The sequence below is a fragment of the Roseospira marina genome (assembly GCF_014197855.1).
GTDB classification, from domain to species: Bacteria; Pseudomonadota; Alphaproteobacteria; order Rhodospirillales; family Rhodospirillaceae; genus Rhodospira; species Rhodospira marina.
On record NZ_JACIGJ010000012.1, the window covers coordinates 18,307 to 35,136 of the forward strand.

At 70.9% G+C, this 16,830-nt stretch carries 15 protein-coding genes; 5 read left to right on the forward strand and 10 right to left on the reverse strand.

All coding sequences use genetic code 11. The features are described from left to right. Positions 1-99: 99 nt before the first annotated feature. The 4 genes from GGD82_RS14655 to GGD82_RS14670 are packed head-to-tail and all read right to left on the reverse strand — an operon-like array spanning position 100 to position 6,456. Positions 100-1,578, reverse strand: coding sequence for a 6-hydroxynicotinate reductase (locus tag GGD82_RS14655; RefSeq protein ID WP_150063168.1), 1,479 nt, complete (start codon positions 1,576-1,578; stop codon positions 100-102). Beyond that, on the reverse strand, positions 1,575-4,373 hold the full coding sequence (locus GGD82_RS14660; protein WP_150063169.1) for a molybdopterin-dependent oxidoreductase: 2,799 nt from the start codon (positions 4,371-4,373) through the stop codon (positions 1,575-1,577). Before GGD82_RS14660 ends, GGD82_RS14655 begins: the two co-directional genes overlap by 4 nt. Next, positions 4,370-5,230, reverse strand: a complete 861-nt coding sequence (locus GGD82_RS14665) for an FAD binding domain-containing protein (protein WP_150063170.1) — start codon at positions 5,228-5,230, stop codon at positions 4,370-4,372. The genes GGD82_RS14660 and GGD82_RS14665 overlap by 4 nt, the downstream gene beginning before the upstream one ends. Before the next feature lie 32 nt (positions 5,231-5,262). Beyond that, a complete protein-coding gene (locus GGD82_RS14670) occupies positions 5,263-6,456 on the reverse strand; it encodes an amidohydrolase family protein (RefSeq protein WP_150063171.1) in 1,194 nt (397 codons plus the stop codon). Positions 6,457-6,756: 300 nt separating this feature from the next. Here GGD82_RS14670 and GGD82_RS14675 point away from each other — a divergent pair, with 300 nt between their 5' ends. Further along, positions 6,757-7,236, forward strand: a complete 480-nt coding sequence (locus GGD82_RS14675) for a MarR family winged helix-turn-helix transcriptional regulator (protein ID WP_150063172.1) — start codon at positions 6,757-6,759, stop codon at positions 7,234-7,236. Positions 7,237-7,317: 81 nt separating this feature from the next. On the opposite strand, the gene GGD82_RS14680 is transcribed toward GGD82_RS14675, so the two are convergent. Next, positions 7,318-7,518, reverse strand: coding sequence for a hypothetical protein (locus tag GGD82_RS14680; RefSeq protein ID WP_150063173.1), 201 nt, complete (start codon positions 7,516-7,518; stop codon positions 7,318-7,320). Positions 7,519-7,760: 242 nt separating this feature from the next. Next, entirely contained in the window at positions 7,761-9,176 is a 1,416-nt protein-coding gene (locus GGD82_RS14685) for a M48 family metalloprotease (RefSeq protein ID WP_311731964.1), read from the reverse strand. On the opposite strand from GGD82_RS14685, the gene GGD82_RS14690 reads away from it, so the two are divergent. The 3 genes from GGD82_RS14690 (at position 9,166) to GGD82_RS14700 (ending at position 12,513) form a co-directional block, all read left to right on the forward strand. Next, positions 9,166-10,653, forward strand: coding sequence for a gamma-glutamyltransferase (locus tag GGD82_RS14690; protein ID WP_170284363.1), 1,488 nt, complete (start codon positions 9,166-9,168; stop codon positions 10,651-10,653). The two genes, GGD82_RS14685 and GGD82_RS14690, sit on opposite strands and share 11 nt — an antisense overlap. Positions 10,654-10,713: 60 nt before the next feature. Then, positions 10,714-11,874, forward strand: a complete 1,161-nt coding sequence (locus GGD82_RS14695; protein WP_150063176.1) for a pyridoxal phosphate-dependent aminotransferase — start codon at positions 10,714-10,716, stop codon at positions 11,872-11,874. A gap of 117 nt (positions 11,875-11,991) precedes the next feature. Beyond that, positions 11,992-12,513, forward strand: coding sequence for a glycine cleavage system transcriptional repressor (locus GGD82_RS14700; RefSeq protein ID WP_150063177.1), 522 nt, complete (start codon positions 11,992-11,994; stop codon positions 12,511-12,513). 30 nt (positions 12,514-12,543) lie between these two features. Here GGD82_RS14700 and GGD82_RS14705 read toward each other — a convergent pair whose 3' ends face one another. The 4 genes from GGD82_RS14705 to GGD82_RS14720 form a co-directional block, all read right to left on the reverse strand. Next, positions 12,544-13,875 (reverse strand): CCA tRNA nucleotidyltransferase, encoded by a 1,332-nt coding sequence (locus GGD82_RS14705; protein WP_150063178.1) that lies wholly within the window; start codon positions 13,873-13,875, stop codon positions 12,544-12,546. Positions 13,876-14,049: 174 nt separating this feature from the next. Then, complete coding sequence (locus GGD82_RS14710) at positions 14,050-14,370, reverse strand: hypothetical protein (RefSeq protein WP_150063179.1); 321 nt, start codon at positions 14,368-14,370, stop codon at positions 14,050-14,052. 35 nt (positions 14,371-14,405) lie between these two features. Continuing rightward, on the reverse strand, positions 14,406-15,125 hold the full coding sequence (locus GGD82_RS14715; RefSeq protein WP_150063180.1) for a CoA pyrophosphatase: 720 nt from the start codon (positions 15,123-15,125) through the stop codon (positions 14,406-14,408). Then, positions 15,077-15,679: a DUF1285 domain-containing protein gene (locus GGD82_RS14720; protein WP_150063181.1), complete on the reverse strand. Its 603-nt coding sequence runs from the start codon at positions 15,677-15,679 to the stop codon at positions 15,077-15,079. Before GGD82_RS14720 ends, GGD82_RS14715 begins: the two co-directional genes overlap by 49 nt. A gap of 119 nt (positions 15,680-15,798) precedes the next feature. On the opposite strand from GGD82_RS14720, the gene GGD82_RS14725 reads away from it, so the two are divergent. Then, a complete protein-coding gene (locus GGD82_RS14725; protein WP_260178442.1) occupies positions 15,799-16,767 on the forward strand; it encodes an AAA family ATPase in 969 nt (322 codons plus the stop codon). The last annotated feature ends 63 nt before the right edge of the window (positions 16,768-16,830 follow it).

The following is a 16,830-nucleotide window of genomic DNA, read 5'->3' on the forward strand; positions in this document are numbered from 1 at the left end:
AGGGGGGGCCTTTTTGTCGGGCGGCCGGCGCGACCGCGCCGGCGCCGCGAAGCGGCGGAGGCGACGACACGGTCGTATCCGTGTCGTCGCCGATCAACCCTACCAATTGAAATTTGTGCGATTGGTCGGCCAGGGATTGTCGGGACGGGCCATCAGGTTGTTGCGGCGGGCCATCTCCCGCACGGTATCCAGCGGCACGATGTGGTCAACGTGCCCGCCCAATGTCGCATAGTCCGACAGGCGCAGGGTGAACTCGATCGGCGCCACCACGGCCGGCGTCGGCACCGACCCGAAGGAGCGCGCCGGCATGCGCGTGACGTCCACCATGAAGGTGATCCCGCCGCCGGGCCAGACGAACACGGGCGCGCCGCCGCTGGACACATAGGTGAGCAGGTCCTTGACCGAGCGGGTCAGCTTGACCGGGTTTTCCGTCACCCCGGCCCGCAACGAGCCCCCCGCCCCACCGATGAACAGCACCGAGCACAGCGCGGGCTCGCAGTTCTCCTGGATGCGCTCGACCGTCAGGCGCAGCGGGTCGGGCAACGGGGCCGGCATCGGCGTCAGGCTGTCGTCGAGCACGAAGTAGCCCCAGTGATCCCCCGTCGTGGAGACCATCAGCAACGTCAGCCCCGGCCAGGCCTCGCGCGGGTTCCAGGGGCCCAGGATGGTCAGCGGGTCGCTCACGTCGGTGCCGCCCCAGCCGGTGCCGGGATGCGCCACCTGGAAATACCGGCCCGGGGTGGAGCGCCGGCCCTTCAACTGGATGCCGGTGGGCGGCACGTTCAACTGCTTGCCGGCCTGATGCTCCGACAGCACGCCGGTGATGTGGTCGTCCACCACCACCACCTCGTCGACGTGGTCCACCCACTGGCGGGCGAACATGCCGATGGTGGCGGAGCCGCAGCCGACGCGCATGCGGGCCTCCGGCTGCCCATCGATGATCGGCGGGTGGCCCGCCTGCACGATAACCGACGTCCCGCCGTCGATGGTCAGGGGCACGGCCTCGCGGTTGCACAGATCCATGATGGCGCGGCAGGTGTTGCGGCCTTCCTTCTTGCCGCCGCCGGTCAGGTGATTGACCCCGCCGATGGCCAGCATCTGGGAGCCGTACTCGCCCGTCGTCACATGCCCGACCGGCTCGCCGTCCAGCCGCACCAGAGCACGCTCCGCCCCCAGGTGTCGGTCGGTATCGATCTTCACCTTGGCGCCACAGTAGCTGAAGATGCCTTCGGTCACCACGGTGACCATGTCCACGCCCCCGACCGCGCTGGAGACGATGAAGGGCGCCGGTTTGTAGTCGGGATAGGTCGTGCCCGCCCCCACCGCCGTGACGAAGCGATCCCCCGACTGGACGAGATCGCCGTCCCATTCCGCGCCGGAGGCCATGAAGGGCACGACGGTGCGCCCCTCCTGCACCGCGCCGTCCAGCACCACCAGCGGATCGACGCGGGTCAGCGTCCCGCCCATGTTGGCGTAGCGATCGCAGGCGCCGGCCTTGGCCTCCGCGATGAAGCACATCACGGGGCAGGCATCGCACCGGATCTTGCCGGGGTCGTCGCGGATGGTCGGATCAGTCATGGTCGGGTCCCTGCCTGGGCACGGGCGAGGGCGGCGCGCAGCCGGTCCGGGGTCACCGGCAGGTCGCGGACGGTCACGCCGGTGGCGTCGCGGATCGCGTTGAGGATGGCGGGCGCGGTCGGGATCAGCACCTGCTCGCCGATGCCCTTGGCACCGTACGGGCCGTGCGCGTCGGGGTCCTCGACCAGGATGGTGCGGATCTCCGGCATATCCCCCGCCGTGGGGATCAGATAGTCGTGCAGGGTCTCGCTGCGGCCCGGGATGTAGGCCTCCATCAGCGCAAGGCCGAGCCCCTGGGCCACACCGCCCTCCACCTGCCCCTCGATCAGGGTGGGATTGACCGCGCGGCCGACGTCATGGGCGCAGGTCATGCGGTCCACGATGACACGGCCAAGCTCCAGATCCACCCGCACCTCGGCCAGATGCGCCCCCCAGCCAAACGCGGCGTAGGGCTCCCCCTGGCCCTTGGCGTCGAGCGGCAGGGTCGGCGGGTCGAACGTCTCCGCCGCCGCCAGAACGTAGCCCCGGGCGTCCGCCTCGTCCGCCAGCGTGCGCAGATCAAGGGCGCGGTCCCCCGCGCTCAGCCGCGTTCCGTCCAGGTGCAGCCGCGCGTCCGCCGGCGCGTTCAGGCGGCGCAGGATCGTTGAGCGTAGCGCCTGCCCGGCCAGCAGCGCCGCCTTGCCGGTCACGAACGTCTGGCGCGAGGCCGAGGTCTTGCCGGCATCCGGGGTGATGTCGGTATCCGCCGCCACGCGCGTGATTCGGTCCAAAGGCAAGCCGAGCGCGTCGGCGCAGATCTGCGCGATCACGGTGTTGGAACCCTGGCCGATATCGACCGCGCCCTGATGCAGGCACAGCGTGCCGTCCGCCCGCAACCCCACCCGGATGGTGGAGGGGTTGGGCAGCGCCGTGTTGCCGCAGCCGTACCACATGCCCGCGACGCCGACGCCCCGGCGTTCCGGACGGCCGTCGCGGCGGGCGGAGGCGTTGAAGCCAGCGGCCTCCGCACGGGACCGCACCCAGTCGTCGCTCAGCGCCTCCAGGCAGGCGCGGATGCCCACGCCCTGGGTGAACACCTGCCCGGTGACCGTGGGTGTGCCGACCTGCAGCGCATTGACGATGCGGAACGCCAGCCGGTCGAAGCCGATGGCGTCGGCCAACTCGTCGAACAACGTTTCTTGCAGAACGGCCGTCTGCGGCACCCCGAAGCCCCGGAAGGCGCCGGACGGCGGGTTGTGGGTGTGCACCGCGACCGAGGCCGCCCGGTACGCTGGCATATGATACGGCCCGGAGGCATGCACCGGCACCCGGTTCGCCACGGTCGGCCCCCAGGAGGCATAGGCGCCGGTGTCGAACGTCCCCTCGAAGTCCATGCCCACAAGCCGCCCGGTGCTCCGCCGCGCTGCCACTCGGGCGCTCAGGCGGGCTGGGTGACGCTTCGTGGTGGCGCGCATGGACTCGCCCCGGCTGTACACCATCCGGGCCGGCCGGCCCGTGACCCACGCCGCCAGGGCGACGAACGGCTGCACCGACAGGTCCAGCTTGGTGCCGAAGCCGCCGCCGACGGCGGTGGGGCGGATCACCACGGCCTCCAGCGGCAAGCCCAGGATCGCGGCCATGTCGTCGCGGTCCATGTAAGGCGCCTGGGTGCAGGCGACGATCTCGATCCCGTCGCCGACCCGGCGGGCGTAGCCGGCCTCCGGCTCGATCGGCGCGTGCTCGACGAAGGGCGTCGTGGCGTGCCCCGCCACCCGCACGATGTCCGGGTCCGGTTCGAACAGCGCCGCCAGCACCGATCCGGTCTCGACCAGACCCCGCGCCAGCACGTTGCCGGGCCGGCCGGCGTGCAGCAGCGGCGAGCCCTCCGCCCGTGCCGCCGCGGGGCTCGTCAGCGGGGCCAGCGGCTCCCAATCGATCGGCAGCGCGGCCAGATCAAGCGCGCGCACGACCGCATCCTCGCCCACAACGGCCGCCACAGCGTCGCCGCGATAGCGCGCCTCCTCCTCCGCGAACACCGGTTGGTCGGCCAGCGGCGGGATGACGCCGAAGCGGTTGCGGCCCGGCACATCGGCGGCGGTCAGCACCCGCACGAGGCCCGGATGCCCGGCCACGAAGGCGTCGAGGTCCCCGACCGTGAACCGGGCCCGAGCGTGCGGGCTGCGCACCACGCGGACGCGCAGGGCGTCGTCCGGCCAGGCGTCGGCACCGAACCGGTCCGTCCCCCGCACCTTCGGGGGGCCGTCGAGCCGGTCCACCCGCGTCCCCACGGCCACCCCGGCGGGCGGCTCCAGCGCATCCGGCACCGGATCGTTGGCGTGCATGACGGCCGCGATGATCTTGCGATAGCCCGTGCAGCGGCACAGGACCCCGCCCAAAGCGCGGATCACCTGCCCCTCGGACGGGTGCGGCGTCCGACGCAACAGGGCGGTCGCGGCCATCAGCATCCCGGGCGTGCAGATGCCGCATTGCGCCGCGCCGTAGCGCAGAAAGGCGTCCTGGAGCGCCGACAGCGTCCCGTCCGGCGCGCTCAACCCCTCCACGGTCTCGACCTCCGCACCCTGGACGCGGCCGGCCGGCACCATGCAGGCGCACACCGGCGCGCCGTCGATCAGCACGGTGCAGGCGCCGCAGTCGCCCGCGTCGCACCCCACCTTCGTGCCGATCAGGCCCAGGTCCTCGCGCAGGACCTCGGTCAGGCGCCGCAGGGGCTCCACGGAGACGGTGACGGCCCGGCCGTTCAGGGTGAAGGTGACGGGGATGGTTTCGGGAAAGGCCCCGGGGGTGGTTTCGATCATGGCCACACCTCCGCGCACCGGGTCAACGCGCGCCGGATCAGGACCAGCGCGGCCTCGCGGCGGTAGGCCGCCGTCGCACGCACATCGTCGATGGGCGACAGCGCGTCGCCGTCCGCCTCGCGCACCTGGGCCGCCAGATCGTCCACACCGGGCCGCAAGCCGACAAGGCGCGCCTCCAGATCCGTCAGGCGCACAGCGACCGGCGAGCAGGCGCCCACCGCGACGGCAGCCTCGCCCACGGCACCGTCGGAGTCCTGCCACAGGACCACCGCGACCATGGCAATCGAGATCACCAGGGAGTGGCGCGCGCCCAGCTTTAGGAAATCCGACACGCCGGGACGGCCCGGCTCGGGCACCAGAATGCCGGTGACGAGTTCGTCCGGCGTACGGGTGGTCCGGCGCACCCCCGTGATGAACGACGCCAGCGGCTCCACCCGGACGCCCCGGGGGCCGGCGATCTCCACCCGCGCGTCCAGCGCCAGCAGCGGCACCACACCGTCCGCCGCCGGGGAGGCGTTGCACAGATTGCCCGCGACCGTGCCGACGGCCTGGATCTGCACGCCGCCCACCTCGCGCGCGGCCCGGCGGAGCGTGGCGAACCAGGGCGGCACCATGCGCGCCCGCTGGACGTCCGCCCAGGTCGTCAGCGCGCCCAGGCGCCAGGCCGACGCCTCCTCATCGAAGCCGATTCCGCGCAACGCGGTAATGCCGGAGATATCGAGCATTGCCTCGCGCATGGGCGCCCCGTCGACCAGCGCCGGAAACACGTCCGTCCCGCCCGCGATCACGCGGAACGGACCGGCCACCAGATGGGCCAGCGCGTCCTCCAGAGTGTGAACCCGAACATACCGCGGCATGGAGCGGGCCCCCTCTGGCGTCACCGGTCTTTTCACGCGGGCACCACCGCCGCCAGACGCTCGGCCGGCGGGGTGTTGCGGGAGCGGCCGGAGCGCACGACGCCGTCGATGATCGTCATGCTGATGCCCGGCAGATCGCCAAGCTGCACGCTCTCCAACAGGGTCGCGCCGGCGGTATGCTGGGCGCGGTCCATGAGCACGAAATCAGCCGCGCGCCCCGGCTCGATCAGGCCGCAGTCCAGGTTGCGCATCCGCGCCGTGTTGCCGGTGGCGAAGCAGAACGCCACTTCCGCCGGCACGTCCCCCAGACTCGACAGCAGGCTGATCAGGCGCAGGATACCCAGGGGCTGCACACCGGAGCCGGCCGGGCTGTCGGTGCCCAAAATCACCCGCTCGGGCGTGCCCAGTTCAAAGGCCGTACGCATGGCGAAAAGGCCCATGGCCTCGTTGCCGTTGTGTACGATCTCAATGCCGCGCGAACAGCTCTCGCACAGGCAGCGCACCTGCGTGCGGGGCAACGCGGTATGGCCGCCGTTGATGTGCCCGATGATGTCGGCGTCGGCCTCCAGCACCACGTCGGCGTCGATCAGGCCGGAGCCGGGAATCGACGGGCCGCCGGTGTGAATGGTGGACTGGAGGCCGTATTTGCGCGCCCATCCGACCATGCGCTTGGCCTCGTCGCCGGCCTTGACGCTGCCCAGACCGACCTCGCCCAACAGGGTGACGCCGGCCGCGGCCAGCTCGCGGAAATCGTTCTCGGTCATGCCCTGTTCGATGACCGGCGCGCCCGCGTGGACCTTCACCCCACCCGGCCGCGCGTTCAGAAAGCTGCGCTGCGCGAAGATGGCCATGGCCTTCAAGCCCGGGATGTCCTTGGGGCGGCCGGGCGTGTGCACCTCACCAGCCGAGATCATCGTGGTCACGCCGCCGTGCAGGAAGCTGTCGATCCAGTTGAACTGGCTCTGGCGCGGGGTCCAGTCGCCCAGCACCGGGTGCACATGGCTGTCGATCAGGCCGGGCGCCAGCGTGGTGCCGTTGGCGTCCACGATCCGGTCGGCGCCCTCGGTGTCGCAGTCGGCGGCCGTGCCCACCTGGGTGATGCGGCCATCGACGCACACCACGGTGTCGGCATCGAGAATGGGCTGCGTCAGGTCGCCCGACAGCATCAGCCCGACGTTGCGGATAACGAGGGTCCCGGACGTGTCCGGCTGAGTCACGGCGACCATCAGGGTCTCCCTGTTCCGGTTGCCACGGGCCCGTCGGATCGGCGCGTGTGACCGTGGCGGGGCGTTACGCCGTCATTTGCATGCGCACAATCTTGAGGAAGTGTTTCAGACCTTCACAACGCTTGCAACCGCTTTTCAGTGCGCAGCCGTCCCACCTATGACGGGTCCCTTGCCCGCGACGCCTGCATAGCGTTAGGCTTAACCCTGATCTCCGAGCCGCCTATAGGAATACGGAGCGTTGGGCCTCTGGTACTGCTCAGCATCGCGTGGCGCCCACCGCAGAGCAAGGATTCAAACCTGATGACAGTCCCCTCCAGCACGCCCCCTGCCCTCAATAATGAAGACACCGCACCCGAACAGAGGACCGAGGTCGAATATGTGTTGGACGAACAGGTCGGATTTCTCCTGCGCAAGGCCCAGCAACGCCACCTCAGCCTGTTCGCGTCCCACATCCAGCCGGACCTGACCGCGATGCAGTTTGCCGCCCTCGCCAAACTGGACGAAGTCGGCCCCTGCTCCCAGAACGCCCTCGGCCGACTGACCGCCATGGACGTCGCCACCATCAAGGGCGTCGTCACCCGGCTGAAGGCGCGCGGCCTGATCGAAAAGGGGCCGGCGCCCGATGACCGGCGGCTGCACCTGATTGCCCTGACCCCCGCCGGCCGCGAAGCCGTGGCGCAGGCGCTGCCCCTGGCCCGGGACATCACGCAGCGGACCCTGGCCCCGCTCGCGCCCGAGGATCAGGCAACCCTGGTCGATCTGCTGCGCCAGATCACCTGACTCACGCGCCGGCCGGACGCACCAAGCGCCCACACCGGGCGTCCGAGGGGCGCCCGCCGGATACGCATCAGACGCCGCCCATCACGGCCGCTTGAGGTCGAGGGTGACCTTGACGGTGCCGATGGCGGCCACGAAGCAGCCGAGCCCGGCCAGGGCGGCGATCACCCCGCCCAGCGCCCCGTCGAGCATCCCCAGCACGGTCACCGCCTGCCAGGCCTGAAACAGGCCCAACAGGGCGAACACCAGGGCAACGGCGAAGAACGAGAGGCGAATGGCGATCATGGCGGTATCTGCGTGGCCGATGGGATGGACGCCAACCCCCGAAGGGCCCGGCACAAAGGACAGGGACGCGGAACCGCGTGGGACAGGGACGCGGACCCACGTGAACGGACCGGCCGAGGGTAACGCCAACCCACCGCCGTCCAGCAAGGCTGGCCCGCGTGCCACGTGGCGCGACACGCCCGGCCGCGCCTTATGGCGCAACACGTGCAACCGCGATGCGCCGCGCGCATCGCCGCGTGGCCTCAGTCCGCCGCGTCGCGCCGCCGCTCCGCCTCCACCCGGATATCCTGGAGCCGCAGCCACGTCGGCGAACCGCGCTTCAACTGCGTTTCGGCGCGGCCGACATGGAACAGCGCGCGCGGATAGTCGCCCGTCCGCAACGCGGTCTCCGCCATGGCGTAATCCGCCATCGCGGTATCGCCCGCCTGCCCGTAAGCCTGGGCCAGCAACCGCCACGCCAGACCGTTGTCGGCGTCCCGCGTCAGGGCGTTGCGCAGGTTGTCCTGGGCCGGCTCCAGCAGGGTCGGATCACCGCTCTCAATCTGGGCATGCGCCAGGGACACCCGCAGCAGCGGCGCGTCCGGCAGCAGGGCCACCGCCCGTTCGTACGCCGCCAGGGACTCCGTCACCCGGCTGTTCTCGAACAGCATCTGGCCCTTTAATTCCTGGAAGTAGGGATTGTTCGGCTCATCGGCAATGAGCCCGTCGATGAGGGCCAGCGCCGGCTCCAACTCCACTGCACGGTAATGCGCGATGGCCTGCGCGTAGCGGCCGGGGATGTCATCGCGCCCCTGGTACATCCGCAGCGCCTCGCCGGGCGGACGCAGGAATGCGTTCAGCTTGGCCAGCATGCGGGCGTGCAGGTCCGCCCACCCCGGCGGGATGCGGCGGCTGGACTGGGCCGTTGCGTTCACGTGGTTCTCGACCGACAGGATACGGTCGCGGGTCAGCGGGTGGGTGCGCAGATAGGGGTCCTGCATCTCCGGCGTCAAGGCGTCCTGGGTTTCCAGCTCATGCATGAAGGCCAGAAGCCCGGTCGCCGGCAGGTTTTCCCGATCCAGCGCCTTGAGCGCAAAGGCGTCGGCCGAGGACTCCTGTGTACGGCTGTACGCCATGAAGTTTCGGATCGCAGCTCCCTGCGCGACGGACCCCAGCGCCAGCCCGAGATCCGGCCGACCGACCAGCGCGCCCGCCGCCGTGCCCAGCAGGGTCGCCACCAGAGAGGTCGTACTCAGGTTCTCCAGGCTGTCGCCGAGGCGCACGTGATGGCCGCCCGCAATGTGCCCGATTTCGTGCGCGATCACCCCGATCAGTTCCTCGGGTTTCTCGGTCCGCAGAATCAGCCCGGTGAACAGGTACATGCGGTTGCCGGTCGCCACAAAGGCGTTCAGCCGGGAATCGTTGAGCAACCGGATGGTGACCGACTCCGGCGCAATGCCCGCCCCGCGCAACAGTGGCGCGGCGTAGGCGCGGATGATAGTTTCGATTTCCGCGTCGCGGATGAGGCTCTGCGCCCGGGCCGCCCCAACCGGGGCTAGCGCGAGCACCAGCGTCACCGCCACCGCGACGACCATGGACCGTAGAACCCTCGGCCGCACGAGCACCGTTCGCGCAGCCATCGACAGCTTAGGCATAGTCAGGACCCGGATGCGCGCCACCACCGCTTCTCCTTCCGCCGTCCGCACCGTCGCGGCCTCCACCGACGACACGCGCCGACCGGACGCCCGCCACGCACGGTCCCCTGACGGTAGTCACTCCCCCCAAGAGCGTCAACGCGCCACCGGCCTGCGCCAGCAGGGCGCCACCGGCTTACCCCGTCGGGTGGTGCGCGGTCTCGCGCTCGCCGGCGTGCTGGCCCTGGCCGCCTGCGGCCCGCAGCGCCAGCCCGGCGTTGTGGGCTACGTGGAGGGGTTCAGCGGCGCTATCGTCACCGACGAACCCCGGGCCGCCTTGGTCGCCCGCGACGTGCTCTCGGCCGGGGGCACCGCCGCTGACGCCGCCGTGGCCCTGAGCCTCGCCCTGACCGTCACGCTGCCGTCCTCGGCCGGTCTGGGCGGCGGCGGCGTCTGTCTGGTCGTGGACCGCGACGCCGAGAACGACCTGCGTGTGGAAGCCCTCGACTTCCTGCCCAATGCGCCCGCCGGACCGCCCGGTCCCGAAGGCGCCGTAGCCGTGCCCGCCATGCCGCGCGGCCTGTACGCGCTGCACGCGCGCGCCGGCGTGCTGCGCTGGGAAAGCCTCGTCATTCCGGCCGAGACCCTGGCCCGTGCCGGTTTCCCGGCCTCCCGTGCCCTGGCGAGCGAAGTCCAGGCGGTCGGCGGCGCGCCGCCCGGCATGCTGCGCGGGGGCGGGGCCTCCCTTGGAGAGGGTCAGCGCCTGCAGAACCTGGACCTTGCACGGGCGCTCGGACAGGTGCGCGTCGGCCCCGGCGAGTTCCATGCCGGTGCCATCGCGCGCGAAATGACCGCCGCCGCCGGACAGCAGGGCCACACCCTGACCGCCGAGGCCGTGCGCGACTGGCGACCGGTCTGGCGACCGGTTCTGCGGCGCGACTACGGTTCCCACATCGATGCCTTTGCGCCCGTGCCCGACAGCGCGGCCGGCCTTGCCGATGCCTGGGCCGCCATGGACGACCCCGACGACCGCCCGGACGGCCCCGGCGGCGCGCTCGCCCCGCTGCCCGACCTGTCCGAAAGCCAGCGCGGACGCGGCGCCACCGCGTTCGCCGTCGCCGACAGCTACGGCGGCGCCGTCACCTGCGCGCTGACTCTGAACCGGCCCTTCGGCACCGGCCAACCGCTCGCCGGCCTGGGCTTCCCCCTGGTTCCGCTGCCCGACGCCCGCAGCCCGGACCTCGCGCTGATGACGCGGGTCAACGCGAACAGCAAGGTGATCCTGGGCGCCGTGGCGGCGGCCGGCGGCGCCGCCCGGGATGCGGCCCTTCAGGCCGGCCTTCCGGCGCTCAAGGGCGACGTCGGCGCGCGCGAGGCCGTGGCCGACGTTCGCGCCGGCGGACTCGGTCGGGCGCTGGTCAACGTCATCGACTGCCCGGACGGGCTGCCCCGCGCGCCCGAGTCGTGTTCCGTAGCCGTGGACCCACGCGGCGCCGGTCTGGCGCTGCGCGTGGGCGACTGACCCACACCGTCCCTCCCCCTCCCGTTTTCCAGTCCTTCCCTTCCATTGGAGACCCGACCGATGTCCCTTAAAGTCGCCGAGCGCGCCCTGGTGCCGCCCTTCATCGTCATGGACGTGATGAGCGCGGCGGCGGCCCGCGAGGCGACCGGCGAGCGGGTTCTGCACCTGGAGGTTGGCCAGCCCTCCACCGGCCTGCCGAGCGCGGCGGCGGCCCGTCTGGCCGACCGGATCGCGACCGAACGCCTGGGCTACACCGTCGCCCTGGGCCTGCCGATCCTGCGGGAGCGCATTGCGCGCTATTATCAGGAAGCCCACGGCACCACGGTGTCGCCCGACCGCATCCTGGTTACCACCGGGTCGTCGGCGGCGTTCCAACTGGCGTTTCTCGCCGCCTTCGCCCCCGGAGACCGGGTCGGCGTGGCCGCGCCCGGGTATCCCGCCTACCGCCATATTCTGAAGGCGCTGGGTGTGGAGCCGGTGACCCTGCCGGTCGGACCGGACAGCCGCTATCAGCCCACCGTGGCCGTGCTGGAAGCCAGCGGCGAGCGGCTGGACGGCCTGATCCTCGCCAGCCCCTCCAACCCCACCGGGACCGTGATCCCGCCGGAGGACCTGCGCGCGCTGACCGCATGGTGCGACGATCGGGGCGTGCGGCTGATTTCCGACGAGATCTATCACGGCATCGTCTATGGCGAGCCGGCGCTGTCCGCCGCCGGGCTGACGCCCAACGCGCTCGTCATCAACAGCTTTTCGAAGTACTACGCCATGACCGGGTGGCGCCTGGGCTGGATGGTCGCGCCGCCCGACATGATCCGGCCGTTGGAATGTCTGGCGCAGAACATGTTCATCTCGGCGCCGACGCTGTCCCAGTATGCCGGCCTGTACGCCATGGACTGCATCGAGGAGTTGGAGGCCAACGTGGCCCGCTACGCCGCCAACCGCGCGCTGCTGCTGAAGACGTTGCCCAAGGCCGGCTTCGACCGGCTGGCCCCGGCGGATGGTGCGTTCTACCTCTACGCCGACGTGTCGCGTCTGACCAACGACAGCGCCGATTTCTGCGCGCGCATGTTGCGCGAGACCGGTGTGGCGGCCACCCCGGGGCTTGATTTCGACGCCGAGCAGGGGCACCGCTTCGTCCGCTTCTCCTTCGCCGGTGCGACCGACGATATGGAGGAAGCGGCGGACCGGCTCACGGCCTGGATGGGGCGCATCGGCGCCTAGAGCCGATCGGGCCAAAACGGGGCGCAAACCGCGCCCGTTTTGGCGCATGAATCGGCTCTGCACGCAACGACGGAGAGCCGATCCCGGGAGACAACGGATCTGACAGGAGGGTACGTCATGCCGCACAGCCTGCATGTTCAGGTGTTCTGTTCCGACCGCACGGGCCTGGTGGCGGGCCTGACCGGCGCGCTGTTCGACCTGGGGGCCAACCTGGGCGACGCGCGGTTCGCGGTGCTTGGCCAGGGCGCGGAGTTCTCCGCCGTGGTCACGGTGCCCGACGAAACCGACGCCGGGCAGCTCCGCGACGCGCTGGCCGGCACGCCCGAGGCCGAGGGCGCCGAGGTCACGGTGACCCCCTACGACGCCTGGGCCGGCGGGCCGGGCGGCTCGACCATCACGCACCGGGTGTTCGTCTCCGGCGGGGACCGCCCCGGTCTGGTGACGCGGATGGCCGAGGTGTTCGGCGACTTCGAGGCCAATATCGCCACCCTGAACGCCCAGCAGATGCCCCACGACCCGAGCCAATACCTGATCCGGTTCGCGGTGGCCATTCCGCCGGAGCGCACCGCCGCGTGCCTCGCCACCATCTCCAACACGGCGGAATCGCTCGGCCTGGGCTTCCGGGTCGAAACGGCGTAGGTCTCGGCCTTCCACCCGGGACACGCGGTGTCAGGAGGCGGGCGGCGTCGGCCCATGGTCGAGACTCTGCGACAGATGCGCCAGCAGCGCCGCACGATCGGGCGCGTAGCCCTCCGCCAGCCACCAGTCACGCAACGCCGCCAAGGCATCGCCGACCGCCGGGCCGCGCGGCACCCCCGCCGCCACGAGGTCATGCCCGCTGAGGGGAAACGGCGGTGCCTCGCACGCGCCCGCCGCCTCCAACAGCGTCCTCCAGTCCCGCGAGCGGTCCGAATCGGTGTGACCCCGGGCATCGCGCTCGGCGGCCCAATCCAACAAACAGAGGTCCCGGAACAGGGCCGGGCCGAGCCGGTCCAGCCGACGGCGCCGGTCCGCGTCATTAAGATCCGAACGCGGGTGCTCCGCGGCGGATGTGCGCAGAATGCCGGTCAGACGACGGCTCTCGGCCCGTGACAGCCGGAGGCGCGCGGCCAGATCCTCGGCCGACGTCGCGGCGGGGTCCACCACCGCCCCCAGCCGACGCAGCGGGTCCGGCGCGACGCCCGGCGCGACCACGCCCCGGGTCTCCAGGAACGCCAGCATGCGCAGGGTGCCGAACCGGAACGCCTCCGGCAGCACATGATCCAGCAGCCCGACGCCCCGCATCAGCAGGAGCGCGGCGGCCGGATCGGGCGCGGCCAGGATCTTCAAGAGCTCGGTGCGGACGCGCTCGGCCGACAGGTCCCGCACGGTATGCGCCAGGATGTGGCAGGCCGCCATGGCGTCCGTGTCCGGGCCCACCTGCCCGTAGTAGGCCTGGAACCGGACGAAACGCAGCATGCGCAGGGCGTCCTCGCGGATGCGGTCCAGCGCCCGCCCCACGAACCGGACCCGCCCGGCGGCCAGATCCACCATGCCGTCGAAATAGTCGTAGACCGCCCCCTCCGGCGTCGCGGACAGGGCGTTGATGGTGAAGTCACGCCGGGCCGCGTCCGCCAGCCAGTCCGTGGTGAACGCGACCTCGGCGTGTCGGCCGTCGCAGGCGACATCGCGGCGGAGGGTGGTCACCTCGAACGGCGTCTCGTCCACGACCGCCAACACCGTGCCGTGCGCCACGCCGCGCGCCCAGGGCACGGTCCGCAGGTCGGCGCGCTCCAGCAGCGCCAGAACGGTCTCCGGCGGGTCCGGCGTGGCGAGATCGACATCCTTCACCGGGCGCCGCAGCAGGCCGTCGCGCACACAGCCGCCGACCAGACGCACCTCGGTCCCGTCCGCGCGCAGGGCCGCGACCAGCCGGGTCAGGGCCGGGTCGGTCAGCCAGGGGTCCGCCGAGAGCTGCCCGACCGGGCCCCGCTGGCTCAAATGGCTCCAGTCGCGTGTCATCTCCGTCCGGTTCCCGGCGTTCGGTCCACGCCCTCCTGGGGCGTCCTCTTGGGGGGCGTCCTCTCGGGGGGCGTCCTCTTGGGGGGCGTCCTCTCGGGGGGCGTCCCTTCGGGCCCTCGGGCGCGTCGTCTTGGCCCGGCCTCCGCAGGCGCCCCACGCCCAGGGCGCACAGCGTTACTCCGGGGCTGCGGGATCGGTACGGTGCCGCACTTCCCCCGGAATGATGCGGCCATCCTCGAACCGAGGCGGCACGTAAACCTCACCCGGAGCCCCCGTCTCCTGCGTCACGTACAGGGCCGTGGTCACCACCCCCGTCAGCACCGCGCCCGCGATGACCAGCGTCGCCCAGGGAACGTCCCGGGCCAGCACCCGCGCAAGCCCTCCACCGTCACCCTGTCCCGCGCTTTGTCCGGCTTGGGAACGCAGCAGGATCCACCCCATGTACAACAGGCTGGGCGCCATCAGGGGCAGGATGATGGTCAGGAAGACGCGCATGACAGATCGACCTCAGCGGAATCGGCGGATCGGACTCAGGGCGCGGCGTCGGCCGGCGCGACCGGCGCCCCGTCCCCACCGGACAGGATGGCGTACAGGTTCATCAGAATGCCGGCCGTCGCCCCCCAGATGAAGTACTCCCCGTAGGGAATGGCGAAATACGGCCGGTGCTTGCCGTCCTTCTCCCGCACACCATGCCGATGATTGGCGGGATCCATCAGGAAGGCCAGCGGGACCTCGAAAATCGAGTCGACCTCGGTCGGGTCGGGGGTCAGCGCGACCGGCGGGGTGACGACCCCGACGAACGGCGTGACGCGAAAGCCGGTGACGGTGATGTAGTCGTCCAGGCGCCCGACCAGCTCAACCCGGTCCGGGGGCAGGGCGATCTCCTCCTCCGCCTCGCGCAGGGCGGCCGATTCGGGACCGCTGTCGCCGGGATCGACGCGCCCACCGGGAAACGAAATCTGGCCGGGATGGTTAGCAAGATGGCGGGCGCGGCGCGTGAACAGCACGCCGGGACCGTCCGATCCCCCTTCGGGGTGGTCCAGAATCGGCACCAGAACCGCCGCCGGCCGGTGCGGCGCGGCCGGCCGATCCGCGAGGAACAGGCGCGATGCCTCCCCGCCCAGCAACTGCGCGATCGCCATGTCGGACCCGTGGCCAAGGCCGCCGCCGGCGGCCAGCCGCCGGATCAGATCGGCCCGGTCTAGTCCTCGTCCAGGGTTCCCAGACTGAAGAAGCGTTCCCTGCTCCATACGCCGAATCGTCGTTCCCCCGTACTGGTGTCCTCGACGCCGCGCGCCACCAAGTCATAGTAGACCGATCGGGTCAGACGCGCATCCAGTCCGTCGCGCACCGTCACATAGGGGATCGGTTCCCCCGTCTCCGGATCGTGCTCGATGCGCAGCGGATGCTCATCATCCACGGTCACGACGTCGTCACAATTGGTGCGGAAACTCACGCATTGACTGGGACCGCATCCGCAGGGCTGCGCGAACATCTCGACGGCCACGAAGGGCACATCCTCCACCTCGACCCGCCCGACCTCGGCGGGGGTGACCATCCAATAGGTGCCGTCCTCGGCCCGATGCAAAACGGAGGCGAACAGACACACCATTTCCTTCCGCCCGATCGGCGAGCCCTGGTAATGCCAGACGCCCTCCCGATCTATGAAGAGATCGAGGTCGCCGCAGAAGTGGCGTGGGCGCCCCCCCGCGCCGGGCGTCTCCAAGGCCGCGAGCCGCGGCAGGATGGGGGTGTCGACGTCGGCACCGGCGTCCCATCCGGTGTCTCTGGCGTCCAGTGCCATGAACGGTCCTCGTTGTCCTGGTGGGTCGTTATCGCGGAAAGGAGGAAAGTGCCGTGTCCACCATCCCCGAAGCCACTCAGCCCGCAGGCGCCCTCTCGGACGCCGCGGCGGACCGTGCCCTGCTCGAAGACGTAGAAAGACTGGGCACCCAAATCAAGGCGGCCCGCGGCGCCATAGGCCGCGTCATCTTCGGCCAGCCGGATGTGGTCGACGGGACCCTTATCACGCTTCTGTCGGGCGGGCACTGCCTTCTGATCGGTGTGCCGGGGCTGGCGAAGACCCGGCTTGTGCAGACCCTGGGTGTGGTTCTTGGACTTGACGCCAAAAGAGTGCAGTTCACGCCCGACCTGATGCCGGCGGATATCCTGGGTTCCGAGGTCCTGGAGCAGGACGAGACCGGGCGGCGCAACTTCCGCTTCATTCCCGGGCCGGTGTTCTGCCAGCTTCTGATGGCCGACGAAATCAACCGTGCCAGTCCGCGCACGCAATCCGCCCTGCTGCAGTCGATGCAGGAGCATAAGGTCTCGGTCGCCGGGCACTATCACGACCTGCCGGCGCCGTTTCATGTGCTGGCGACGCAAAACCCAATCGAGCAGGAGGGCACCTATCCCCTGCCCGAGGCCCAACTCGACCGCTTCCTGATGCAGGTGGACATCGGCTATCCAGACCGCGAGGCGGAGCGGGCCATGCTCGCCACGACCACCATGGACACCACCGTGGAGCCGGAAGCGGTGCTGTCGCACGACGACCTCCGCACGGCGCAAAAGCTCGTCCGGCGCGTGCCGATGGGGGAGAGCGTGGTCGATGCCATCCTGACCCTGGTCCGCAATGGGCGGCCGGAAACCACCGAGCTGCCTGAAATCCGCGCGCATGTGGCCTGGGGACCGGGGCCGCGCGCCAGTCAGGCGCTGGCCCTGGCCTGCCGGGCGCGCGCGCTGCTTGATGGGCGGTTGGCGCCCTCGATCGACGATGTGCTGGCGCTGGCGCGGCCCGTGCTGATCCATCGCATGGCGCCCACGTTCACGGCCCGCGCCGACGGGGTGACCCTGGGCGACATGATCGAACGCCTGAAATCCGTCGTCGGCTGACCCCGCCGGTCCGACGGTTGTCGACCTGCCGCAATGTGTCCCTGCCTCATTTTTTTCATGGTC

Excerpts from the sequence above, each read along its gene's own strand:
- GGD82_RS14680 (WP_150063173.1), bottom strand. The coding sequence starts at position 7,518 with ATGATCGCCATTCGCCTCTCGTTCTTCGCCGTTGCCCTGGTGTTCGCC.
- GGD82_RS14690 (WP_170284363.1), top strand. The coding sequence starts at position 9,166 with ATGCGCGCCACCACCGCTTCTCCTTCCGCCGTCCGCACCGTCGCGGCC.
- GGD82_RS14715 (WP_150063180.1), bottom strand. The coding sequence starts at position 15,125 with ATGGAGCAGGGAACGCTTCTTCAGTCTGGGAACCCTGGACGAGGACTA.
- GGD82_RS14655 (WP_150063168.1), bottom strand. The coding sequence starts at position 1,578 with ATGACTGATCCGACCATCCGCGACGACCCCGGCAAGATCCGGTGCGAT.
- GGD82_RS14675 (WP_150063172.1), top strand. The coding sequence starts at position 6,757 with ATGACAGTCCCCTCCAGCACGCCCCCTGCCCTCAATAATGAAGACACC.
- GGD82_RS14670 (WP_150063171.1), bottom strand. The coding sequence starts at position 6,456 with ATGGTCGCCGTGACTCAGCCGGACACGTCCGGGACCCTCGTTATCCGC.
- GGD82_RS14705 (WP_150063178.1), bottom strand. The coding sequence starts at position 13,875 with ATGACACGCGACTGGAGCCATTTGAGCCAGCGGGGCCCGGTCGGGCAG.
- GGD82_RS14710 (WP_150063179.1), bottom strand. The coding sequence starts at position 14,370 with ATGCGCGTCTTCCTGACCATCATCCTGCCCCTGATGGCGCCCAGCCTG.
- GGD82_RS14695 (WP_150063176.1), top strand. The coding sequence starts at position 10,714 with ATGTCCCTTAAAGTCGCCGAGCGCGCCCTGGTGCCGCCCTTCATCGTC.
- GGD82_RS14660 (WP_150063169.1), bottom strand. The coding sequence starts at position 4,373 with ATGATCGAAACCACCCCCGGGGCCTTTCCCGAAACCATCCCCGTCACC.
- GGD82_RS14700 (WP_150063177.1), top strand. The coding sequence starts at position 11,992 with ATGCCGCACAGCCTGCATGTTCAGGTGTTCTGTTCCGACCGCACGGGC.
- GGD82_RS14720 (WP_150063181.1), bottom strand. The coding sequence starts at position 15,679 with ATGGCACTGGACGCCAGAGACACCGGATGGGACGCCGGTGCCGACGTC.
- GGD82_RS14665 (WP_150063170.1), bottom strand. The coding sequence starts at position 5,230 with ATGCCGCGGTATGTTCGGGTTCACACTCTGGAGGACGCGCTGGCCCAT.